The sequence below is a fragment of the Adonisia turfae CCMR0081 genome, from assembly GCF_011009555.1.
GTDB lineage: Bacteria > Cyanobacteriota > Cyanobacteriia > Phormidesmidales > Phormidesmidaceae > Leptothoe > Leptothoe turfae.
Genome location: NZ_QXHD01000004.1, coordinates 710869 through 734344, shown reverse-complemented (window position 1 = coordinate 734344; position 23476 = coordinate 710869). Strand labels below are relative to the sequence as shown.

The window sequence follows — 23476 nt, the reverse complement described above, 5'->3', positions numbered from 1 at the left end:
GGAGTTTATTGCGATCTCAGTACCGAGTATGCAGCGAATTTTGGTCACCGGTGCTACCGGTGGGGTCGGTCAGTTAGCCGTAGCCTATGCCCTGGGTCAGGGCTACGAGGTTAGGGCCTTAACCCGCAATGTTGTCAAAGCCCGTTCACTATTTGGCGATCGGGTAGACCTGGTGCAGGCAGACTTGCGATTGCTCGATACGTTAACGGCTGCCTTGGACAGAATCGATGCCATCCTCTGTTGCAGTGGCACAACGGCGTTTCCTTCAGATAAATGGCAAGTGGATTTACCTGCCCAGCCCCTGGAGCAGTTCTTAGCGTGGGGACGTATTTTTCTTGATACTGACTATCGCCAGCGCCATACAAAAAACTCTCCAGCAATTGCCGATGGCCAGGGTGTACAAAACCTGATTGAGGTTGCTAAGAAGAGTGCGGTACAGCGCTTTGTTCTAGTCTCTTCCCTAGGTGTGGAGCGTAAAGAAGAGTTTCCCTTCAGCCTGCTCAATACGTATGGTGTCTTAGATGCTAAAACAGCTGCCGAAGCTGCCCTGCGTGGTTCAAGCTGTCGCTACACCATTATCCGTCCAGGCCGACTGATTGATGGTCCTTACACCTCCTACGATCTCAATACCCTGATCAAGGCTTCCACTGGTGGAAAACAAGGTGTGGTTTTAGGGGTTGGAGATCGATTGCTTGGCCAGACCAGCCGCAAAGATGTGGCTGCTGTCTGTGTTGAGTGCTTGCAGCATCTCGTCACTGAGCAGCAAACTTTCGAAATCATTAATCAGGGGCCACGACCGCCTGCCATCGAATGGTCTCAGCTCTTTGCGGCTATTACTTAGGATGTTGTAGAGTCTACCTCTAAAACATTGCTATCTCTCATGGGGGTGAGTTAAAACACCATGCCAAGACTAATGCCCCGGCATGATGGCACATCTGTTGAGACGTTGTTGCTCATCATAAAACATTGATGTATACGAGATTCTCATACCTATGCAAATACAACATAGAGATGATGAATTTTGAGCATGAGAAATCAGATTAACCAACGATAATAATGCAAAATCCTGGTTACCTACCCCCGATATCGAAGGGTATCCACAAGGGAGTACCCCTACAGGGTTATTCACTTTTAAGCGGGGGTTAATGAATTCGGATTTCGTAAGATCTTTGCTAATTACTCTGCGCCGCCTTTTTCAAATCTGTCAGTACCACATCCGTCGGATTTGCAGTATCAAGGGGAGCATTCGCCGCCTCAGTCACTGTTACCCAAGGTTCCAGATCTTCTCCGTCAATCCAGGCAGAGTAATAGATGATTTCTGTAACGTCAGGCGTCAGGGTCAATAATTCAAACTCCCCCCGCATTGCTTGCCAATCGGCAACAAAACTCTCATATTCAGTGGGGCCAATCCCCTGGGGACCACCACCCACATAATTCACAGCGACCTGATCCCATGGACGCACAAAGCGTTCTCCATTCCAGCTCCAGTCCTGACCTGGCCACCAAAAATATCCATCGTCCGGATTCTCTTCTGGACCCATATAATAGTCGGCACCTTGGCTGATTTCAGTGGTAATGCCTGGTTCGTAGCTAATTTCGTATCGCACTGAAGATTCGGGGGTGCTGATGTCAGTGTCTGCTAACCACAGCACCTCTACCGTTGTTGTACCATCTAGCTGTTCCATAGGTGTTTCAGCTAGCAGACTGGCATACAAATCCTGATCGGTTGGGATATCAGTCCTGGCTATAAAGCGCCAGCAGGCCCAACTATCATTCGTATCAATCGCTGTCCAGTCTATTTCACATACGCCATTAGCGGTGGCCACCCATAATGTTTCTTCTTCAGCCCAGAGTCGAGTGGGGATGGCTCCAATGAGCGGACTGTTCTCAACGGTATACGTCTTCACTGTATTGTCTGCTGGACGGAATGCTACCAAGCCTTTGGCTGGGAGAAATGGATTGCCCTCCCCTGAGTATTGGGTACCCAACCAGAGGGTGGCCTCATCGTCTGCCGTTGTCAGGGCCAGATCGGTAATTTGAGCATTTCCGAGTTCAGATGGTTGCCAGAGGACAATTTCATCCTGATCGAGCTGATATTGCACCACTGTAGCAATGCCACTGGCTCCCTCACCTTGCTCAAATCCAATGGACCACCACAGAGCATCATCGGTCACTAGGGTTTGAGTGATGGTTGGCACACCCGCCGTTGCCCCTAGTTCACGTTCAATGATGTCAGTGTTGGTATATAGGACTTGAGCCGTAGGCTCGCTATCCCCGGGTTTGATCAGTTCAAAAATTACCTGTTCTAGATCATTCTCAAGGGTTTCCGATCCTTCAACCCAGGAGGCGTCAAGGCGGACCCGTGCTTGATAGCTTTGCTCTTGGCTGGCTATGGTTTCATAGTCTGGATCACCCAGGGATTCGAAATATTCAGCGTAGTCTTCCTCCACAGGTGGGGCAACTTCCAGGGCCTCTACGCCCCAGGTGCGATCGCGTTTACAAAACGTAAACCCATAGCGCCTTCCCCTAAAGATCAGTGTTGACTCAGTAGCTTCTACCTCAGTTGGTCGAAAGTCAAAGCGCTCGAAGGGTAGGTCTACTTCAGTGGCAGCCTGTAGCGGTACCTGACTCTCCATGGGATCGCAGGCGGCGGTTGCAGCTGCGGTGGTGGTCACGTCTGCGCCATTTGGACCAGGGCTGTCTGGAGCGGTCGCTTGTTCGCCAGGACCGCAGGCACTGATTGCAACTACTAGTCCAATACATCCCCAACGCCAGATTTTCATAGATACCCCCACGGTGAGCTATCAAGTGTGTCTAATCGGGTCGACTAGGATCGGCCCTGTCTTTCCTAGGGTAGCGGTTCTGGAAAATGGTAAAGACGTAGAACCCCACCTGTGAAACTGTCATGGTATAAGCCATTGCAGTAGATGATGGCTAAAAACAGCTGTGCGAATTTTAGACATTACTTTTAAGATCGTAAAGTCTACCTTTGTGTTGATGGTTTCAGTGAAGTACGTGCCTTCTTAGCGCCAGCCGCCCATGAATGACTTCGATATTCAAGCTCCCTTTGAACCCAAGGGTGACCAACCCAAAGCAATTGAAGGTTTAATTAGCTACTTAGAGGCTGGAGGTCAATATCAAACTTTATTGGGAGCGACCGGTACCGGGAAGACTCACACGGTTGCTCGGGTCATCGATACCATAGGACGCCCCACCCTGGTTCTAGCTCACAATAAAACGCTGGCAGCACAGCTCTGTAACGAGCTGCGGGAATTTTTCCCAGACAATGCCGTTGAGTATTTCATCAGTTATTACGATTACTATCAGCCTGAGGCCTATATCCCGGTTACAGATACTTACATTGCCAAAACCGCATCGATTAACGAAGAAATCGATATGCTGCGACACTCTGCCACCCGTTCTCTATTTGAACGGCGGGATGTGATTGTGGTGGCCTCCATCAGCTGTATCTATGGTTTAGGAATCCCGACAGAATATCTAAAGGCATCGATCCCGCTGCGGGTAGGCATGGAAATAAACCAGCGGCAGGTACTGCGGGACTTGGCCTCTGTGCAATATACGCGCAACGACATCGACTTAGGTCGAGGACGATTTCGCGTGAAAGGCGATGTGTTAGAAATTGGTCCGGCCTACGAGGATCGCATTATCCGAGTGGAGTTCTTCGGCGATGAAATTGATGCCATTCGCTATGTAGACCCGGTGACTGGGGCGACAATTCAGAGTATGGAAGCCCTCAACATATATCCGGCTCGCCACTTTGTGACCCCGGACGATAAGTTAGAAGCAGCGTGTAACGGCATTCAAGAAGAACTCAGAGAGCAGCTGGAGTTGCTAGAAAAAGAAGGCAAACTACTCGAAGCTCAGCGTCTAGAGCAACGCACTAAATATGACCTGGAGATGCTGCGGGAGGTGGGTTACTGCAATGGCGTCGAAAACTATTCTCGCCATCTAGCCGGACGCCACGCAGGAGATCCCCCCGAATGTCTTTTGGACTACTTTCCTGAAGATTGGCTGTTGGTGATTGATGAGTCCCACGTTACGATTCCTCAGTTGCGGGGGATGTACAACGGTGATCAGGCTCGTAAGAAAGTCTTAATCGATCATGGATTTCGGTTACCCAGCGCTGCTGATAATCGCCCTCTGAAAGCAGAAGAATTTTGGCAAAAGGTCAAAAACTGTATTTTTGTATCTGCTACACCGGGTGAGTGGGAGCTGGAAATCTCTGAACAACGGGTTGTGGAGCAGATTATTCGTCCTACTGGGGTATTAGACCCTGAGATTTTTGTACGACCCACTACAGGGCAGGTCGATGACCTATTAGGAGAGATTCAGGATCGGGCTCAGCGGGGTGAGCGCACCCTAGTGACTACGTTGACCAAACGGATGGCAGAAGATCTCACTGAGTATTTTGACGAACAGGGGGTGAGAGTCCGTTACTTACATTCTGAGATTCACTCTATTGAGCGGATTGAGATTATTCAAGATTTGCGTAACGGTAACTTTGATGTGTTAGTGGGAGTAAACCTACTAAGGGAAGGGTTGGACTTACCTGAAGTCTCGTTGGTAGCGATTTTAGATGCGGATAAAGAGGGGTTTCTACGGGCGGAGCGATCCCTGATTCAGACCATGGGTCGAGCCGCCAGACACGTTCAGGGGCAGGCGATTCTCTATGCTGATAATCTGACTGGCAGTATGGCTAGGGCCATTGACGAAACTGAGCGTAGACGGGCAATTCAAAAGGCTTACAACGAAAAACATGGCATTGTGCCAAAGCCCATTATTCGACGGAAGAGCAACGCTATTCTCTCGTTTTTGGAGGTATCACGGCGTCTCAATGCCCAAGAATTGGAAGAAGTTTATGAGCATAGTGACGATCTTGCCCTGGAAGATATCCCGGAACTCATTAGTCAGCTGGAGAAGCAAATGAAAGCGGCTGCCAAGGAGCTGGACTTTGAAGAAGCGGCTAAGTTTCGCGATCGCATCAAGCATCTACGAGAAAAGCTACTCGGCAAGCGGACACCTGCTGAATAATAGGCCCACTAATAAACAAGCAAGCTATTTTATACCGATAGCTTTTTGTCCTTAGTGTAATAGCGGTATAACGAGACCAGCATGACCTTGAGGGCTCGATTCAGGCCATCGGATGTTTCCAAACAGTGGGCCAGGATTGTCAGCTTGCTTTCAAAGTCACCGTAGGTCGGGCAGTAGTCAAACGTTTCCTCTAAAAGATCGCGTAGTGTTTTGGCTTGCAAGATTTGCCGTTGTAGCGGGCTGTCTGCATAGGGACCGTAAAGAATGGAATAAAGCAGTACTCGGACTTTGTCGGGATCACATTTACTGGAGAGGGCTTGCTCCAACGTGGTGAGGCTATCAGGTGTGGTGACCACTGGTGCAGGTCCAGTGACGTAAAGAGAGCGAAATGCCCTTAAAATTTGTCGGGCTACTATCTGCGAGTGAGTAAAAGAGGGCAGATGCCTCTGATGCTTTAAGATCCCCAATAAACGCTGCTTTAGTTCTAAAGGCGTTGGTGCTTGGCGATGGGCCAACTGCACAAGACTCAGTAAATCAGTACTAGCTGTGTCAGCGATGTTCCCAGGGGACTGTCCTAGATACCCCAGAAACGTCTTAATAACGCCTAAATTATCTGATTTTTTGAGTTCATTGATTACAGGCTGGTAAAGATCCGATTTAGCCCGTGATTGTACCGAGGCGGCTAGATTATCAGCTTGTTGATCCGTAGATGGGGAGAGTGGTGTTTGGGGAAGAAATACGTTGCGCAGATAGTATAAAATAACGTTTGCAATCGCAATGTAAACCTTTTTACGATTCAGGTTATTTGCTTTTTGGTAGAGACTGTTGCGGCATTGTTGCAGGGTAGAGTAGCGTCCCAACAAAATTGATACCAACGAACTCATCGGAACACTGCTTAGTACGGCAGCCTCGTTTTCCCACGTCCCATAACAAACGCTAAACAAGAGTTTTTTGATTCGTAGATGCTGGGCGTGCTGCATTAGATTCGCAACCGCTTGCTCAATAGCATCTTGCCTTGTAGCCAAGGTCGGTTGGGAATAGCTAATCGAAAGACCGTCAGGGGACATGGTAGTTGGCGGCTGATTACGCTTGTATTAACCTTGATTAATATTCACATCTTAGAACTAAATTGACCACTTCAGTTCACGGACTCTTTATTAGAGCTAGTTAAATTGCGTAGGTTAGGTATTCATAACTTTATATCTTAGTATTCTTACGCAAAAAAATGTGCAGAAAACTACACATTTTAGTGATCAAGTTATACCTTCTAGATTGGATAAATTACGGTTGTGGAAAAAACAAAAATAGACACTGTTGTTTTGAGGAGGTGGCTGACCGAGCCTGTGCTGACAGTCAAATGTCCGCTAAATTGTTTGTTCTGTTTCGTTATCAAAGAGGTGGATGCGATTTTGATCGAGCTGTAGGGTAATGATTTCCCCTGGCACAATAACGGCTCTTGGATCGAGGCGGGAAACAATCTCGCTACCATCGGTTAAGGTGGCGTAAACAATTAATTCATGCCCCATAAGTTCAACCACGGATACCTCAGCTTGAATGTCTACAGGTGTAATGCCAGGAGGCAAATAGTCAGGGTGGTAAATGCTTTCTGGACGAATACCAAGAGTAACTGAGCGGTCGATGTAAGGGTGGATAGTGTCGTTGTTTCTTGACAGTGGTAAGCTAAAACTATCAGTTTTAATTAATAAGTTGTCGTCATGGCGTCTAAGGGTGGCATCCAAGAAATTCATTGATGGACTGCCCAGAAATCCTGCTACAAAAATGTTGTTAGGCTTTTCATAGATTGTTTGGGGCGTATCCACCTGCTGTAGAATGCCTTGATTCATAATGGCAATACGACTTCCCATGGTCATGGCTTCTACTTGATCATGGGTAACGTAGATAAATGTGGTGCCCAATCGTTTGTGAAGTTTATTCAGCTCTGCTCGAGCCTGTACCCGTAGTTTGGCATCTAAATTAGATAGGGGCTCATCCATTAGGAAAGCTGATGGGTTACGCACAATGGCACGACCCACGGCCACTCGCTGGCGTTGACCACCGGACAGTTGTTTGGGTTTGCGCTCGAGTAAGCTATCAATGCCCAGTTGCTGAGCTGCCTGCTGCACCCGCTTACGAATATCTGCCTTAGGTACGCCCTGAAGTTCGAGGCTAAACGCCATGTTATCAAACACGCTCATATGGGGGTATAAGGCATAGGACTGGAACACCATGGCGATGTCTCGATCCTTGGGCGGTAAGTCATTGACCCGGCGTTCATCGATGTATAAGTTACCACTGCTGATACTTTCCAGCCCTGCTAACATGCGCAGAGAGGTGGTTTTGCCACAGCCTGAAGGCCCCACAAGGACTAAGAATTCGCGATCGCAAATTTCTAAATTTAGATCCTTAACCGCGACGAAGCCGTTGTCATACTGTTTAGTAACGCGCTCAAACCGAACATTTGCCATGAACTGCCGTTTTTGGTTGGGTTGCTCTTTCCCCAAATAGTAGCGGCAATCATGATAGATAGTAATGGGAGTAACTTAGCAGCGACTATGGCGGAAAAAACGAACCTGTTTGGCAAGGTGGAGTCGATGGTGAATGCCATCATGGGTGTGCGTCTAGACGATGCAACGCAGCTGCCAGCCGCAGAGGGGCGTCAAGCTGACTGGTCTGCTTTAGGGAGATATGTCGTTGGCACCCTGGCTCAAATTGGACTGATGATCATCAGTTTGTGGGGATTACAGCAGCTGACCCAGGCATGGTCTGAAACGGTCAAAGTGGGAGCTGCGATCGCATTTTTTATTGTGCTAGCCATTCGGTCCCGTCTGTTTTCCCCTTTGAACAATGCACGAACTCGCACCACCTACAGTAATGTCAAACGTCCTGGCTGGGCTCCTCCTCCCCTGGCGTTTCCGATTATTTGGATGAGTATTGGTGTCTTACGGGTGGTGTCCTCTTATCTAGTGTGGCAAGCTTTAGGCCAGACCTACTTAACATGGCCCCTAGCTATTTTTATTATCCATTTAGCCTTGGGAGATACCTGGAATACAGTCTTCACGGTGGAAGGGCGTCTGGGCTTGGCGGTGCCTGTGGTTATTCTTGGACCGTTGGTTTCGTCTGTTGTCGTTACCGTGAGTTACTGGCAAGTTGTGCCCTTGGCAGGCCAGCTGCTATTGCCCATGGTGATTTGGTTGGCAGTGGCCAGCGCTCTAGTAATTTCTATTTGGCAGTTAAATGATCGTGAGCCTTGGTATCCTTTGATGCTGGATGAACCCTCACAAGGGTAAGCAAGAACAGATTGCCATAGCTAAGAAAACCCCAGACCTGAGAAACAAAAAGTTCTTAGGTCTGGGGTGTTTGCTCTGTTGCAGAGACGTTTGCCAGTGGCGATTGGGGCTTTGTTAAGCCTCAGCAATAGCAGCCTCTTGTTGGCGGCGGCGGGTATTATGCAAGAGCAATCCCAATGCGCCTATTCCTAGCAGCGCTCCTGGCTCAGGCACAGCGGTGGGCTCATCAGGATTATCAGGGTCGTCTACTTTAACGATGCGAGCAAACAGACTAGCCTGACTAGTGCCATTCTCTTGGGAGATAAAGTCTGTTACGCCGCCAGCATCGAAGTTAGGCGTGTCGTTAAAGCCTACTAGCTCAAGGGTGTATTCTTCACCTTCAAACTCAAAGCTACTTTCAGAGTCAATGGCAAAATCCCAGGTGATTTTATCAGAACAGCCAGAGCCAGTGGTTTGATATGGGCATTGGCCGCCCGCATGATTATTAGGATTATTGCTAGTCTCATCAATGTTAAGGGCGAAGTTGAAGGTCTGGTCACCTAGACCAGTATCGCCAAAGCCTAATTTTAGGCTGAAATCGGTTTTCTCTGCGATGCGACCATCTGACCAAATTGTGTTGTTGTAGTGCTTGAGAGTACCAAGATTGAAAATCTCACCTACACCTAAATCGACATTGCTGACACCCGCGAAACCAAGACCACTTTTTTGAGCTGTTCGGTCTTTATGGGATCCATAATATTGATAACCGTTGCTGGTGCGGTAGGACCCATAGTCCGATATTTTTCGATGACCTGCTTCTTGCGTTTTGGAGTAGCTGTAGTAGTCATAGACAGGATCGCCCCAACGCACTTGGTTGACCCCGTTGTAATCAAAAAACTCAACATAGTTATCTGAGTCTTTAGTAAAAGCCGCTTGCTCATAGTCGGCAAAATCACTGTTGTTAGCCGCTCTACCAACAGTTTTGCCGTTTACTAATCGTGCGTTGTCGAAGCTTGCTGATGCCCCTGTTAGGGTGAAGGCATAGGTGGGTGCTGCTCCTATCGCACTCACTATGACTGCCATGCCTAGTGCAGCACGGATATTGAATTGATTCATGATTGTTTTGTTGACGTCTTGTGACTTAGTTCTTGACCCTTGTATGTCAAATTTAATGCCTAAAAATGTTGTCGAAATGCGGATGAATACGCATGTTGTGTATGAAGATTTGAGCCATCTCGTAGCTTTTAAGGAGACTTTTATAGAATTTCCAGCAAGGATTAATTATTGTTGTGGTGTTGTCCTCAGGATTTTTGCGGATCTTACAGGCCTCGTCGTGTCTTTCTCTCAGTATGCATCCGCTAATATACTTGCTTTGTTTGCGCAATCGTTTAGAGAGATGTCCATGCAATGTCTGTATGTCTATCTCGCCATGGTGCTTAGGTGCTCTCTTTTTATTTGCCTTCTAGTCAACAACTTTAGTTGTTGACTAGAAGGCAAATAATACCTGAAGTGTCCAGCTGTTTCCTGAACGGATAACCTGTATGTCACGGATGAATTCGCGAAAGAAAAAGCGGCGTTCTGGTTCTGAGAGATCTTCCCAGAATTGAGGGATGCTAACCGCTTGAGCGAGTTCCTTAAGATTGACTGGGGGTAATTGGGCTAGTTGCTGAGTAAGTTGGGCAACTTTGGTGCGCACGCTATAGGCCCGTAGATCAGCTGTTGTCTGGTCTAATATGCCGTCGGTTACTAGCTGAGGCAACTGGTTGAGGATGGCTTCTTGTGTTGAGATCGCAACCTCTAGCGCATTTTTAGGACTTTGGTCTGGCATAGAGAGCTGAGCCACCGCCTTAGGCAGGTCGTGGCAAATAGTCTGAATTGTCTGAGCTAGCAGCTCTTCGTAGGGTAGAGCTTTGCATTTCTCTGGGCAGGTGGTCACCCGCATATAGGTGTAGTCTTTAGCACGCCGGGGGGCACTGACCCGACTCACTGTAAATTTTGCCTGGCACTGTTGACAGCTAACTAGACCCGCTAAAGAACGCGGCGCACTCGCTGTTTTAGACGGTAATGCACTATTCCGACGTAGTAGGCGATCGATCTGGGCTGCTTCGGTGGCATCTAAAAGAGGACGGTGGGTATTGAGGATGATGCCGCCATCACCATAGCGGGTGTGACCTCTATAGATGGGATGTTCTAGCCAGCGTCGCCCAGTGGAGGCGGATACTTTTTTACCATATTGCTTCGCGATATGGCGCACTGCGCCTCGCAGAGAACCGTATAACAAAAACTGTTCAAAGAAGGCTTTTAGTATCGGCGCAGTGGCTCGGTCAATGATGTAGCCTTGCTTGCCACGGCGGTAGCCATAGGGGGCTTTGCCTGGCGGTGGCAGGGCCTTTAGCCGTTTGGCCGCATGTCCTTGGCGAATACGGCGTTGGCGTTGATTGGCTTGTACTTGAGCGAGGACTATGGGTAGCTGCGGGTGAGTTGTGCCAGCTGCGGCTGTCTGATAGTCCTGTTCTGTGGCAATCACCACCGTTCCTGCCGTTTCGATGAGCGTGAGATTTTCAGCGACCGATGTTAAGGAATCCCCTAATTCATCAAGATGTCGTATTAGCAGATAGGCCGGTGCCTCAGTTTGGATGTGGGTTAATAGTTCCTGGAGTTGAGGGCGCTGTGGGGCAAAGGGAGTGTCTTTGTAGATGCGATCAACCTCCCAGCCCCACAGATTGGCATCGACTGGAGGTTCCAGACGAGGATCTGTGTAAAGGTAGGCGACGATTTGCATAGGAAATAATCAGGAATCATTGGGCCGTCAGCCCACCGTTAAGAAGCTTGCGCTCAACCTATAGCTTTTGGTCTGTTCTACGCTAGAAACCCTGATTATTCTTTAGATTTTCCATAGCTAAAAGCGGGTGCGTTACACTCCAATGGTGCGAGCTGGTGTTGTGAAACCATGGATAAATCGTCTTATAAACTATTGTCCAAACTAGTCTCTATAGCATTACTCCTGGCTTTGGTCAGTTGCGGACGCGCAGAGCAGACGACTGCGCCTACCAATGGGGCTGATGATACGTCTACAGCAACTAATCAAGAGGCTTCATCTGCTGCCGAGTCGACCGAGGGTGAAGCGGCTGAACCGGTGCCTGTGACGCCACCGGTTGCTTCGTCCAACGAGGCTGCTGCGCCGCCACCTGCTGCTTCTCCGGTAGCTTTAGCTAAACAGGACTGCGGTCAATTGGCTACCCAGCAGGAGATGAATCAGTGCGCGGCTGAAAATTATGCCGTTTCTGATAAGGCGCTCAATGATGTCTATCAGGAGGTGAAGCAAGGTCTGAATGAGGCTTCAAAAGATTTGCTGACTAGAGCTGAAGAACGTTGGCTTGTCTTCCGTGACGCCGAGTGCACGTTTGAGAGTGATCGTTTTGCAGGTGGTTCAATCGCGCCTCTGATTCAAGCTAGCTGTATGGAGCAAATAACGGATAATCGTATCGCTGAGCTGCGACAGACGATTACTGCCGAGACTGATTTTGCGGCAGCCGATGCCCAGCTTAATGAGGTTTATCAGGCTGTGCAGGCGTTAGCCGATGGTGATGCAGGGGAGGCATTGACGGATGTTCAGCTTTCCTGGCTGGATTATCGTGATGCCCACTGTGAGTATGAGGCTAATTTGCCATCAGCTGGAGATGTTAAGGCTTGTCTGGCGGCAATCACCGAGACCCGCGTATGGCAGCTAGAGGCGCTACAAGAAGAGTGGTCGTTGTAGTTGTGGTCAATAGTTTGAGTTTCTGGGTAATGCTGTAAATGATGGTTTATAAAGGTCTACTGGCACTGGCCTTAGCTACTGCCAGTATTTATGGTGCATTTTGTGTTGGGTTGTACTTTTATCAAACGAAGCTGATCTTTTCGCCCACATCTGTATTAACCCAAACGCCAGCAGACGAACAGTTAGCTTACGAAGAAGTTTGGATTAGCCCAGAAGGAAGATCTTCTCCTGGTAACGGGTTACATGGGTGGTGGCTACCTGGTTTACCAGGAACGTTGTCTGCACGTGCACTGACGTTGCTGTATCTCCATGGTAATAGCGAGAATATTGGTGCAAATTTAGGGCTAGCCCATCGCTATCAGTTGATGGGGTTTAACGTGCTCATGGTGGACTATCGGGGGTATGGTCTCAGTCCTGGCCCCTTTCCCAATGAAGATCGGGTATATGAGGATGCGATCGCAGCCTATCGCTATCTCACGGAAACTCGGCAGATCCCGAACCAGCAGCTGTGGCTATTTGGCCATTCCTTGGGAGGAGCCATTGCCATTGAACTATCGACCCACCGCCCGGCAGCGGGGCTGATTGTGCAAAGTACCTTTAGCTCAATGCTACAGGCCGTCCAATTAACTGGGCAATATGACTGGGTGCCGGTGAATTGGATTCTGACCCAGCGGTTTGATTCTCTTGCTAAAGTGCCCCATCTGCAGCTACCCGTTTTCTATATCCATGGATTAGAAGACGATACAACTGCAGCAGCGATGTCAGAGCAACTCTATGCTGCATCACCCTCCCCCAAGTCACTGTGGCTAGTTCCCGAAGCAGGGCATAACGATGTGGCAAGTACGGCTGGGCCGGACTACTTTACGAAGGTTGAAACGTTTGTTCAGCAAACGCAACCCGTTGTGGCTATTCAAGCCCCCGTGTCTCCCGTAGAATAGACGTTGGAGTTATAAAATCAAAGCCAATCTAGGCTCGTAGTTAAGGAGAGCGACAATGCCTGAGGCAGTAGGATCGTTAGAAACAAAGGGATTTCCCCCTGTACTAGCCGCCGCAGATGCGATGGTGAAAGCAGGACGAGTCACATTGGTGAATTACATTCGGGCAGGTAGTGCACGTTTCTGCATCAATATTCGTGGTGATGTATCCGAAGTCAAAGCGGCTATGGCAGCTGGGGTGGAAGCTGCGGAAAATGCTCCCGGTGGAGTCCTAGAAACTTGGGTGATTATTCCTCGTCCCCACGAGAACGTGGTCGCTGTCTTACCCATTGACTTTAGCGAAGATGTGCAGCGCTTCCGTAATGCTGTAGAGCAACCTATTTTGCCAGGACGACGTTAAGGATTGAGTCGTGAGATTTGAGTATTGAGTGTTGAATTATTGAAATTGAATTCGACACTCTATTTTTTAGATACTTACTTCACTCTGGGGTATGGGCTGTTGCTTCTGGCTCTAGCATGCAAACGGCGTATCCTTTTGAAGTAGATGCGATCGCACTATCATTGCCTCGACCTGTTAGTTGGGCCGCTAAATAGAGTGCCTCACCAGCTGCCAATCCTGGCCGATAGACACTATAAAATTGGTCGTCATACTGTACAGCCACCATGGGGTCGGCCAGGTCAGGGACTTGTATATAGCCCTGGTTATATTGTTTTGCGTCTCCCAGTATCAAGCATGTGGCTGGTCCACACGTTGGCCATCGTCGCCCATCCTTTCGAGGGCCTTTGAAAACTTGGGCCTCTAGTTCCAATGCCCACATGACGTAGCTATCTTTGCTTTGTTTGGTTAATGCCAGCACATCTCCATTTCGAGCCAGTTTGGCCAATGCCTTCATGGCAGCCTCTGCGTCTTCAAACCGGCGAAACCGGCTGTAGTATTGACCACTTACTTTGACGGCAGGCAACTTTTCATCAATATCTGGTACCTTAATTTGGCACGTGCTGTATTGGCCCTTATAGGTCAGTAGTTTACAGGCAGCAACAGGCATCGGGAACTCACAGAGATTTATCGTCTGGCGCTGCTTACATGGTGAGATGAATCAATCTGTCGAGTACGGATAGGCAAGGACAGATTGTTCCTTTTATAAGCTTGGCAACAGCGTAAGTCAAATTCTAAAGGCTGAACATCTGAGCCTGCACCTCCTAAGTGGCCGACTTTCGTGGGCACGATTGCTGAAAAGCAGTGATACAGTAACTATTAAGTTGAGTAGATAGAAAAGATGCAGGCCCTCGCGGATACGCCCACTACATTTCCACTGATGGCTGTCGTTGGCCAGGATGCAATTAAGTTAGCTTTACTATTGGCTGCGGTGGATCCTGGGTTAGGCGGTGTGGTCATTGCTGGTCGTCGCGGCACAGCCAAGTCTGTGTTGGCTAGAGGGTTGCACCAGTTGCTGCCCCCGATTGAGATCATCGATGGATCCTATGCCAATGCTGACCCCACCAATATGCGTGAGTGGGACGATGCTACCGTTGATCGTTTTGGCGATCATGGGGATCCCACGAATCTAGATGATTTACCCACCAAAGTTATTCCGGCTCCCTTTATTCAGATTCCCTTAGGGGTAACCGAGGATCGGTTGCTAGGTTCTGTGGATGTGGCAAAATCCATTCAAACCGGTGAATCGGTCTTTCAGCCAGGTTTGCTAGCTGAAGCCAATCGCGGCGTTCTCTACGTTGATGAAGTCAATCTGCTAGACGATCAGATTTCGAACCTGCTACTGGGGACGTTAACGGAAGGGCGTAACCAGATTGAGCGTGAGGGTATTAGTTTTCAGCATCCCTGTAAACCATTGTTGGTGGCGACCTATAACCCGGAAGAGGGGGTGTTGAGACAGCATTTGTTGGACCGGATTGCGATCGCACTCTCCGCCGACCGGGCGCTGACCATGGAAGAGCGGGTGGACGCCACCGATCAGGCAACTAACTACGCTGATGATCCAGAAGGCTTTTTAGCCGAGTATATTGAAGAAATTGACAACCTTAAAACCCAGATCATCTTGGCCCGCGAGTGGCTTAAGGATGTTGTCATTACTCCCGACCAGGTTCAGTATCTGGTGACAGAAGCCATTCGCGGTGGTGTAGAAGGCCATCGTGCTGAACTTTTTGCTGTGCGGGTGGCTAAGGCCAGTGCTGCGTTAGACGGTCGCACTGAAATCAATGCGGATGATCTACGTCGTGCGGTGGAACTAGTGATTATTCCCCGTGCCATGAACATGGATCAGCCGCCACCGGAAGATGAGCAGCCCCCACCGCCCCCACCGCCAGAAAATCAGCAAGAAGATGATCAAGACGAGTCCCAAGAGAATGAGGACGAGGATGATAACGACGACGATGAACCTGATGAGGAACAAGAAGAGTCTCCTCCGAGTATTCCAGAAGAGTTTTTGTTTGACCCTGAGGGTGTTGTTCTAGACCCATCTCTCCTGTTGTTTGCTGAATCCATGAGTAGACAAGGCAGCTCGGGAAAACAGAGTCTTGTGATCTCTGAAGATCGAGGTCGCTATATTAAGCCGATTTTGCCCCAGGGTCCTGTACGGCGCATTGCCGTTGATGCCACGTTGCGAGCGGCTGCCCCTTATCAAAAGGCACGTCGTGCCCGTCAACCTGAGCGCAAGGTGATTGTTGAGCAGGGTGATATTCGAGCGAAGCGATTGGCTCGTAAGGCGGGTTCGCTAATCATTTTTGTTGTGGATGCCTCTGGCTCTATGGCGCTAAATCGTATGCAGTCGGCAAAGGGAGCTGTTCTGAGTCTGCTGACAGATGCGTACCAAAACCGCGATCAGGTAGCCCTGATTCCGTTTCGAGGAGAACAGGCAGACGTGTTGTTGCCACCGACTCGTTCGATCACGTCTGCCCGCCGTCGGTTGGAGACAATGCCCTGTGGTGGTGGTTCTCCCCTGGCCCATGGCCTCAGTCAGGCCGTGCGCGTGGGTACCAATGCGCAACAGTCTGGTGATACGGGCAATGTGGTGATTATTGCAATTACTGATGGTCGCGGGAATGTGCCCCTGGCTCGTTCTTTAGGAGAACCCATGGAAGAGGGCGAGAAGCCGGACATTAAAGCAGAACTGCTAGACATAGCTGGCCGTATTCGTATGACTGGTTTTCAGCTGTTGATTATTGATACTGAGCGCAAGTTTGTTTCTACCGGCTTTGGTAAGGAACTGGCAAAGACAGCGGGCGGTAAGTATTATCAGTTACCTAAGGCAACGGATAAAGCCATTGCCAATATGGCCCGTGGAGCACTGGCGGATTTGCAGTCATAAGGCTTAGCAGGGAAGAGGTAGAACAAGTATCTACTAAATTCAAAGCAAAACACTATCATTCGTCCTAGACGCTGCCAGTGTTTTTTGTCTTGGGGCATTGTTTTTGATGCGTCACCCTCTAATTTGAGAATGATTAGATATTCGGCTACTGCTCAGCCACGACTTTAAGGAAACCAGTAAATGCCATCAGCTCTGCACGGACTTGCCCGAATACAGGCTCTACCATAACTATCTAAAAAGAACTCGTTTCCAGAGTTTTGAAAGTCTTGCCATGCGCTGAAAGCACGTTGCGTAGCTAGGTCTATCTTGTTTAGCTCATCAATAATTCTGTTGGAGAGGTAGATAAACCGCTCGTTCATACATCAATGCCCTGTTCTTCAATTCTTTTTAGTAATCGTTCAGAACAAAATACAGGATCTACCAAATCTACCCGAAAAGCAGGATCATATTCATCAACGGCTAAGATGGCCTTGAAAAACTTATCAACTGGAATACCCCAAGCTGCCAAATCTATGTCTGATTCTACTGAGAAGTAGTCAATCTTAATGGCTGAGCCAAATACCTGAATCTGCTTCGCTCCAAAGTCTTGACGGAGCAGCTTTGCTAACTCGGGAATCAATTTCCATGCTTTGTCCCAATGGGCCTGTAGCTCTGGTGTAATAGCCCGTTTGGGTAATGAATATTTTTCCACTCTTCTGGGCTTAGCTCCAATGCCGTTTTAGCCATCGGTAAGCAGCTCTAAAGGATTGCTACTAGTATTTTAGCACTAGGCAATTATACTGCTTTTACAACCAGGTCTATTTGCCCTGAATACCTGACTGGGCTAAACATCAAAGCAAAACACTATCATTCGGCCTCGGCGCTTCCAGTGTTTTTTGTCTTGTGGCATGCTTTTAATGCTTCGGCTTCTGATTTGAGAATGAATTGCATCTCTCCTGGAAGAATAGTGCGATCGATAAACTTCCAAGATCGGTCAATGCCTGCTGCTCGTTCTGCTTCGAAGGCAGTTAATATTTCGCCACATTTGATGGAGCATCGATGATGCAGGATGGCTTTTCCCATGTTGATGTGTAGTGGGGATTTTGTTCGCTATCTGTACCTCAGTGTGATCGCACCCTATGCTTGCTGCTTGCTGAAATGTTGATAGTCAGATGGGTTAGGCGACTTGCAAAAGTGTCAGTGAGCACTGCCTGCCCTACCTGGCTCTAGTTGAATAACTATTCAGAATTTGACATTGTCAACATTGTCAACCATGGTTGGTCGCTGTATGATTAATATATTGAGGTCCAACGTGAGAGTAACCTATGGCTCCAGCTAAACGAGAGCGACAAATGGTAGACATTGGCGAACTTGTTGCCGATATTGATCGTTATCCTGAGGCGGCAGGGATTGATGCTGACATCTGGCAAACCTTGAGCTATACCCAAAAGGTCAAGATTCTCATTCAGCGACAGCTTCAATCTGTCCAACAGCATTTGGATAAGGTTGACGAAGACAATGAGTGATAAGAAAGATATTAAGGAGTTGAAAGCAGCTGTCCAAGATCTAAAAGATGCTCAGACGATGATGCTGCAATGGGTGGATGCCATTGATAAAAGTCAAGAAACTCAATTTGCCGAACTTTCAGAGCTGATTCAGGTGCTCATTGATGAACAGCGATATGGTCATACGGAACTAAGGAAACATATTAATGAACTCCAACGCCAAATTTCAGGCACAGATTCAGAGTATGAGGGCTCAAATTGAGGAAATGCACGCTGAAACTGAATCGTTTTCTAAACAATTTAATGCTTGGGCTGTTGAACACAACCGACAAAAGTCTCAATCAAAGATTGTTAGGCTTCGTTATTTCCTATGCCATGTCTTGGTCTCTTTAAAGGATTTTATTCTGCCTAAAATAACCAAGGCGTAGGATATTGAGATCGCACCCTTGTATTGCTCAACTAAGCAGCGCGTCAGCTCCAGGAAAAAAAGGTGATGTAGGTATCCAATGGTAAGACCAGATAAGTTGATTGATGTTCTGGCTGTACCTAAATTTGAGTTAAAGCTTATGCCGGTAATCGCTCATAGGTAGCTGGATCTGCTTTCAAAATAAAGGAATCGCCGTATTGCATAACTTCGCCCGTAATTTTAATTGGATCAGCCACCATATTAAGCACGCGGCTATTGACGGCTTCTCCTTTAAGGTCTGATAGCAAGAAGTATAGTGACTGACCATTCTTGCTGCCCGCGCGAAATACGGGTGGAACGCCACCACTGATGCAGCGAATAGCGCAGGCCCGGTGGGTTTTAGTACGGCCTGGTTTCATAATGCCGGGATAACATTTGCCATCGACAATTTCGCCTGCGATCGCAAACTCCCCTAGCGACACTGTTTGCTCCTCTACTCTCTCCGCCCCAGCAGGGATATCTATGGTTTCTGCCGACCGGGCCGCCAACATCTCATAGGGTGGACGGCGGATTAGCGTACCCTGTAACTTGACCCAGCTACCTGCATTTTCCATCACAGTTGGTCTGGGTAGCATTTTGTTGGTTCCTGATAGGGGATATACCTTAAAGGGCTGATCCGGTGCTTCAGGATTGGGGACCAGTAAATGGGGTGACGGCTCTGCTAATAACAGACCTTCGAATACTTGAGACTTGTTGATGACTTGCCCAGGATTAGCCTGATCAAAATGCAGGGGTGGTGCAATGAGCGCTAACCCTAAGACGCATAATACCAATACCGGTATAAACCACAACAATAACCGTCGCACGCTGGGTGGCACTGGCGCATAGCCAATATAAAAATCGTCGCGTTGAGCCATTGGATTGTCCAAACTTTTGTACTGAGGGGAAACTAAAGAGAATATTGGAATTAACCAATTACCGCTGGCTCAACATGTGTGCCGGGTGGTTTAGCGATGGGATCGACCCAGATGCGATCGCCAAAGACTCGGATCTCAAAGGTGGGAATTTTTTCTGTAAATGGCGGTGGTGATGCTCCCTCAGCCGGTAAGTACTGATAGCCATGCCAGGGGCAAGTAATACAACCATCGACAACTTTTCCTTCCCCTAAGGGACCATTTTGATGTTGGCAAACATTAGAAACAGCTGAGAGCTTGCCATCATATTTAAAGATGGCCACTCGCTCCCCAGCTAAGGTGACAATTTTTGCTCGATTTTCTGGAATCTCATCAAGGCTGCCGACATCCACAAACCCTGCTTCATTAGTACTACCGGTAAACGGCTTATCTAGTTTGGCTTCCCTTAAAGCCGTGAATAAATGTAACCCAACAATCCACACCAGACTGATGCCTACACCAAGGGTGAGTAGGGGATGCTGATTTGTTTCTAAAGGACCTAAAATCACATGGCTAACCACCAGACCATAGGCCAAATACACCCCCATGTGTAGCGCCTTCCAAATGGGAGCTGTTAGATTGACGAGCCAGAAGTCGTGGCTGGTGGCCGCCATAATAAAGAAAATAACGAGGGCTACAGCGCCAAGGGTTTCAAAGGGAAAACGAATAAAATCGCCATATTCAGTATTGCTAACAAAAAGACTAACCAGCGGCTCCAGGTTGCCAAAATCGTGATACCAGGTGAGCACACCATCAACTTTGAAGGGCAGCACTGGCAGATTGAGACCAATGGCATGAATCAACGCGAGAAAAAACATGGTGACACCCATGTGGCGTCGATTAAACAAGAGAGGATAAAATCGTTTGTCTAATCGGGTCAGTGGGCCGATGGATAAGATGACATTGAGTAGAATAAATGCCGCAGACCCATAGGCGCGAATCCGGATTCCTTTAGTATCTAAGCTTGTACCTGTATGATGGGCGACAGTGAGAAAGATATAAACATATAGACCAACAGTGCCTAACAAGATAGCGTCATAGATTAGCTTCTGTCGGTTCCACTGTATTGATTTATAGGAAACACTCATGGCAAGACGAAATCACTGCTTAAATGTGCGGTTAACGGTGTGTCAGATTGCAAGGTTGGGTACATAGGTGGCGGGTGTAAGCACGGGGTACTGTACACACAACACTGAAGCTTAAAAATCAGCAGTTAGAGCATATACCTGTTGCCTACTGCTCTAAAAATGCAGCAATGGGATTTTGGTCAGATCCAGTCTTTTTTGAAGGCTGAACAACAATTTTTTGCTCTTTTGTATGGCTGAGTAATTGATCGGTGTCCGGGGTGACCGTCGCGTAGGTAGGTCGAAATAGGAGCCCTGCAATGAAAATGATTGGCATCATAATTGCCAGAGCTATTGATGAGAATAAATGGATTTTTCGACGTGAAATAATCACATAAACCTCCGTATTTTCTTATAAGTCGCTAAATGAATTACTGAGTGAATTTCGCAGCCTGTCGGTGTGCCGTTTGCTCTATGGGATGTTGTTTTCCACCCACTAAACGTAGGGCAAAGAGGGGCCAAAAAATACTGACCCCTGGAATAATCAGTAGCCGGAAGAATGGGGCAAATCCTTGTGCTCCGGAGTCGGTACGCTGTACACCAAATAAGGAGAAAATAACAGCGAAAATTAAGCCGGCGGTAAAGTAGACTTGGACCGCTTTAATCAGAAATTCAACAAAACTAACTGCGAAAGGATTCATGGCAAGACAAAATTATCCCCACAATTACAGTGTGAAGAGTTTGAGGTTAAGCTAAACTCAGTTCCAACGTTAGGAGGATGTTACCTTGTACCTATGAGAAGACGCTTAAAACCCAGGCAAAATTGACATAACGATACTATTCTTTGACACTAGTCCGTAGATGTGTGCTTTGAGATAGCTGTCTTTAATACGTCGCTGCTGTTGTTTCGTTACAGTTATTCTTTTTTGAAAATTTATGGTCACTCGTGTCATCGGCTCTGGGTCACTGGATCTAGACTCTGCGATTATTCGGGATCCTTTAGTGGTTTCCTCGGAGACGTTGGTTATGACTGCTGTTGACCAGATGGCTGGTGCACAGGATAGCTATGGTGAGCGAGCCAGCTGCGTTGTCATTGTAGAGGCAGGCTCTGTGGTTGGCATACTGACGGAGCGAGATGTGGTGCGCCTGACTGCTCGGCAACTAGCCCTCGATGATTTGACCATAGCGGACGTCATAGTTTCTGCTGCACTGACCCTGGGTGAGTCCGACTTTACTGACGCAGATCTTGCTTTGGATTTACTTCAGCGACATAATAGCCGGCATTTACTACTTCTAAATGGGCAGGGGTATCTGGCGGGAGTCGTCACCCAATTAACGTTACAAAGGTTGTTAGCTTTAAAACAGGCTGAACAATGGCAACAAGACTTCAATCTACCAGATCAGCGAGAGGATGATTGTCAAGAAAACGGGCTACAGGATAGTGGTTCCAGACAATCTACTTTGCTCCATGTCCCTGAATCGGTATTGAATCAAAGTGCAGTTAAAAATCGAGCAATTCTGTCAGCTATTCCAGATTATCTTTTTTGTGTAGATGCTCAGGGTGTCTATCGCGAAATTGTGACGCATCAAAAAGATATTACGTTATTTCCTGAGGATGTGAATCCTGTTGGGCTATCGATGATCGAGATGCTTCCGGCGGAGGTGGCGACGCAACAGCTTTTTTATTTGAAAGAAGCGTTACGTACAGGCGTACTTCAAACCTATGAACAACAGATACAGCTAGGTGATCAGATACGGGATGAAGAGGTTAGGGTGATTCAAAGTGGTGATAATGAAGTTCTGTTTATGATTCGCGATATTAGCGATCGCAAACAGGCTGAACGACAGCTGCAAAATCTAATTGAAGGCACTGCTGCAACCACGGGACAGGACTTTTTCCCAGCGTTGGTTCGTCATATTGCCTCAGCCCTGGGTGTGGCCTACGCCATTATCACTGAGTTAGTTGGGGAAGAGCTACATGCCTTAGCGTTTTGGGGCCATGGTGAGCTGCATACACCGACTTCTTATCATCCAGCAAAGACTCCTTGCGAACTGACGCTACGGGCGGGACGCTTTTATTGTGAAGTTTTGCTACAGCAGTCTTTCCCGGATGATTTAGATTTGGCTGAGATGGGGGCAGAAAGCTATTTAGGTATTGCTCTACATGATGCCCAAGGGAATGTCATAGGCGATCTATGTATTCTTGATACTCAACCAATTCAATCGCCCCAACGGGCCGAAGCCATTCTGCAGTCGTTTGCGGCTCGGGCGACAGCTGAACTAGAACGTCAGCGAGCAATCTCATCCCTGGAACAGCTTAACCAAGCCCTTGAAGATAAAGTGGCAGAACGCACTGCTGAATTACAGGAGCGGGAGCAATTCTTACAGACTGTATTAGATACGTTCCCGCTCTCAGTTTTTTGGAAGGATCTCAACAGTGTGTATCTGGGGTGTAATCGTAACTATCTCTCAAATGCTGGCTTAGACTCTGTTGCTGACATCATTGGTAAAACGGATTTCGAGATACCCTGGCCTCGGACCGAAGCGACAGGCTATCGAGCTGACGATCTGCAAGTCATGGTGTCTAATACGGCCAAGCTGGGAATTATCGAAACCTTGGTTAAGGCAGATGGTAGACGGCTTTGGGCGGAAACGAATAAATTGCCGCTACATAATCTGGCAGGTGAGGTGGTTGGGGTATTGGGAACCTATCAGGACATTACAGCTCGCAAACAATTAGAGTTAGAGCTAAAAAACTCCCAAAAACAACTGAGTGAGGTTTTAGATAGGGCGATCGCAGGTATTACCCGCTTTCGCTTTTATCCAGATGCCTCAATTCAATACGATTATATTTCCCCTCATTGCGAACAAAATTTTGGCTATACCGCTGATGAGCTTTTTCCAGATGCTGGGTTATGGCAAGCACGAATTCATCAGGATGATTGGGAAATGGAAGTGCTACCTACGCTGCAGTCAATTCTCAGTACGCGCAGCACATCCACCCATCATATGGAATATCGATTCAACCGTAAGGATAGTTCCATCTGTTGGATTTTGGCCAATTGCTTCGTGCAGTGGAATGAGGCAGGAGACTATTGGTATGTCACGGTTGTGGATACGGATATTAGCGATCGCAAACGAGCTGAGTCACAGCTACAGAATTTGATTTTAGGAACTGCTGCAGTGGGTCAAGACTTTTTCCCTGCATTGGCCAGGCATATTGCTGAGGC

The 23476-nt window shown here is 48.0% G+C and carries 22 protein-coding genes; 10 read left to right on the top strand and 12 right to left on the bottom strand.

Annotated features, from left to right (window positions below):
* Nucleotides 1-28 precede the first annotated feature (28 nt).
* Entirely contained in the window at nt 29-841 is an 813-nt protein-coding gene (locus tag DXZ20_RS07465; RefSeq protein WP_163697406.1) for an SDR family oxidoreductase, read from the top strand.
* Between the two features lie 331 nt (nt 842-1172).
* Here DXZ20_RS07465 and DXZ20_RS07460 read toward each other — a convergent pair whose 3' ends face one another.
* Entirely contained in the window at nt 1173-2783 is a 1611-nt protein-coding gene (locus DXZ20_RS07460) for a hypothetical protein (RefSeq protein ID WP_163697404.1), read from the bottom strand.
* 256 nt (nt 2784-3039) lie between these two features.
* Here DXZ20_RS07460 and uvrB point away from each other — a divergent pair, with 256 nt between their 5' ends.
* Nucleotides 3040-5052: an excinuclease ABC subunit UvrB gene (gene uvrB / locus DXZ20_RS07455; protein WP_163660957.1), complete on the top strand. Its 2013-nt coding sequence runs from the start codon at nt 3040-3042 to the stop codon at nt 5050-5052.
* Nucleotides 5053-5081: 29 nt separating this feature from the next.
* On the opposite strand, the gene DXZ20_RS07450 is transcribed toward uvrB, so the two are convergent.
* Together DXZ20_RS07450 and DXZ20_RS07445 are read right to left on the bottom strand one after the other, a co-directional pair.
* On the bottom strand, nt 5082-5936 hold the full coding sequence (locus DXZ20_RS07450; protein ID WP_163660955.1) for a hypothetical protein: 855 nt from the start codon (nt 5934-5936) through the stop codon (nt 5082-5084).
* A 480-nt stretch (nt 5937-6416) separates the two neighbouring features.
* Nucleotides 6417-7517 (bottom strand): ABC transporter ATP-binding protein, encoded by a 1101-nt coding sequence (locus tag DXZ20_RS07445; RefSeq protein WP_163660953.1) that lies wholly within the window; start codon nt 7515-7517, stop codon nt 6417-6419.
* Between the two features lie 51 nt (nt 7518-7568).
* Here DXZ20_RS07445 and DXZ20_RS07440 point away from each other — a divergent pair, with 51 nt between their 5' ends.
* A complete protein-coding gene (locus tag DXZ20_RS07440; protein WP_250565668.1) occupies nt 7569-8339 on the top strand; it encodes a TspO/MBR family protein in 771 nt (256 codons plus the stop codon).
* Between the two features lie 114 nt (nt 8340-8453).
* Here the strand turns inward: DXZ20_RS07440 and DXZ20_RS07435 are convergent, their stop codons facing one another.
* Nucleotides 8454-9434, bottom strand: a complete 981-nt coding sequence (locus DXZ20_RS07435) for a choice-of-anchor K domain-containing protein (protein ID WP_163660951.1) — start codon at nt 9432-9434, stop codon at nt 8454-8456.
* Between the two features lie 370 nt (nt 9435-9804).
* The gene (locus tag DXZ20_RS07430; protein ID WP_163697402.1) at nt 9805-11100 is read right to left on the bottom strand and encodes a recombinase family protein; all 1296 of its coding nucleotides are present in this window, start codon (nt 11098-11100) and stop codon (nt 9805-9807) included.
* Between the two features lie 168 nt (nt 11101-11268).
* Between DXZ20_RS07430 and DXZ20_RS07425 the strand changes: the two genes are divergently transcribed.
* The 3 genes from DXZ20_RS07425 to DXZ20_RS07415 are packed head-to-tail and all read left to right on the top strand — an operon-like array spanning nt 11269 to nt 13413.
* A complete protein-coding gene (locus DXZ20_RS07425; protein WP_163697400.1) occupies nt 11269-12078 on the top strand; it encodes a lysozyme inhibitor LprI family protein in 810 nt (269 codons plus the stop codon).
* Between the two features lie 38 nt (nt 12079-12116).
* Nucleotides 12117-13016: an alpha/beta hydrolase gene (locus DXZ20_RS07420; RefSeq protein ID WP_250565667.1), complete on the top strand. Its 900-nt coding sequence runs from the start codon at nt 12117-12119 to the stop codon at nt 13014-13016.
* A 55-nt stretch (nt 13017-13071) separates the two neighbouring features.
* Nucleotides 13072-13413 carry a carbon dioxide-concentrating mechanism protein CcmK gene (locus tag DXZ20_RS07415; protein ID WP_006517410.1) on the top strand — a complete coding sequence of 114 codons (342 nt, stop codon included), beginning with the start codon at nt 13072-13074 and terminating at the stop codon, nt 13411-13413.
* A gap of 79 nt (nt 13414-13492) precedes the next feature.
* Here the strand turns inward: DXZ20_RS07415 and DXZ20_RS07410 are convergent, their stop codons facing one another.
* Nucleotides 13493-14059: a hypothetical protein gene (locus DXZ20_RS07410; RefSeq protein WP_163697398.1), complete on the bottom strand. Its 567-nt coding sequence runs from the start codon at nt 14057-14059 to the stop codon at nt 13493-13495.
* A gap of 231 nt (nt 14060-14290) precedes the next feature.
* Here DXZ20_RS07410 and bchD point away from each other — a divergent pair, with 231 nt between their 5' ends.
* Nucleotides 14291-16339, top strand: coding sequence for a magnesium chelatase ATPase subunit D (bchD, locus tag DXZ20_RS07405; RefSeq protein WP_163660942.1), 2049 nt, complete (start codon nt 14291-14293; stop codon nt 16337-16339).
* Nucleotides 16340-16694: 355 nt separating this feature from the next.
* On the opposite strand, the gene DXZ20_RS07400 is transcribed toward bchD, so the two are convergent.
* Together DXZ20_RS07400 and DXZ20_RS07395 are read right to left on the bottom strand one after the other, a co-directional pair.
* Nucleotides 16695-17030, bottom strand: a complete 336-nt coding sequence (locus DXZ20_RS07400; protein ID WP_250565666.1) for a nucleotidyltransferase family protein — start codon at nt 17028-17030, stop codon at nt 16695-16697.
* 155 nt (nt 17031-17185) lie between these two features.
* Nucleotides 17186-17401 carry a hypothetical protein gene (locus DXZ20_RS07395; RefSeq protein ID WP_163697397.1) on the bottom strand — a complete coding sequence of 72 codons (216 nt, stop codon included), beginning with the start codon at nt 17399-17401 and terminating at the stop codon, nt 17186-17188.
* 242 nt (nt 17402-17643) lie between these two features.
* Between DXZ20_RS07395 and DXZ20_RS07390 the strand changes: the two genes are divergently transcribed.
* Both DXZ20_RS07390 and DXZ20_RS07385 read left to right on the top strand, forming a co-directional pair.
* Complete coding sequence (locus DXZ20_RS07390) at nt 17644-17844, top strand: hypothetical protein (RefSeq protein ID WP_163660936.1); 201 nt, start codon at nt 17644-17646, stop codon at nt 17842-17844.
* Nucleotides 17837-18085: a hypothetical protein gene (locus tag DXZ20_RS07385; protein ID WP_163660934.1), complete on the top strand. Its 249-nt coding sequence runs from the start codon at nt 17837-17839 to the stop codon at nt 18083-18085. The genes DXZ20_RS07390 and DXZ20_RS07385 overlap by 8 nt, the downstream gene beginning before the upstream one ends.
* Nucleotides 18086-18387: 302 nt before the next feature.
* On the opposite strand, the gene DXZ20_RS07380 is transcribed toward DXZ20_RS07385, so the two are convergent.
* The 4 genes from DXZ20_RS07380 to DXZ20_RS07365 form a co-directional block, all read right to left on the bottom strand.
* Complete coding sequence (locus tag DXZ20_RS07380; RefSeq protein WP_163697395.1) at nt 18388-19146, bottom strand: hypothetical protein; 759 nt, start codon at nt 19144-19146, stop codon at nt 18388-18390.
* Nucleotides 19147-19196: 50 nt separating this feature from the next.
* Nucleotides 19197-20270, bottom strand: a complete 1074-nt coding sequence (locus tag DXZ20_RS07375) for a Rieske 2Fe-2S domain-containing protein (RefSeq protein WP_163660930.1) — start codon at nt 20268-20270, stop codon at nt 19197-19199.
* 145 nt (nt 20271-20415) lie between these two features.
* Nucleotides 20416-20586, bottom strand: a complete 171-nt coding sequence (locus DXZ20_RS07370; RefSeq protein ID WP_163697393.1) for a hypothetical protein — start codon at nt 20584-20586, stop codon at nt 20416-20418.
* Nucleotides 20587-20677: 91 nt separating this feature from the next.
* Nucleotides 20678-20947: a hypothetical protein gene (locus tag DXZ20_RS07365; protein WP_163697391.1), complete on the bottom strand. Its 270-nt coding sequence runs from the start codon at nt 20945-20947 to the stop codon at nt 20678-20680.
* A 235-nt stretch (nt 20948-21182) separates the two neighbouring features.
* Between DXZ20_RS07365 and DXZ20_RS37300 the strand changes: the two genes are divergently transcribed.
* The coding region (locus tag DXZ20_RS37300; RefSeq protein WP_250565665.1) for a PAS domain S-box protein at nt 21183-23476 on the top strand (2294 nt) is incomplete at its 3' end.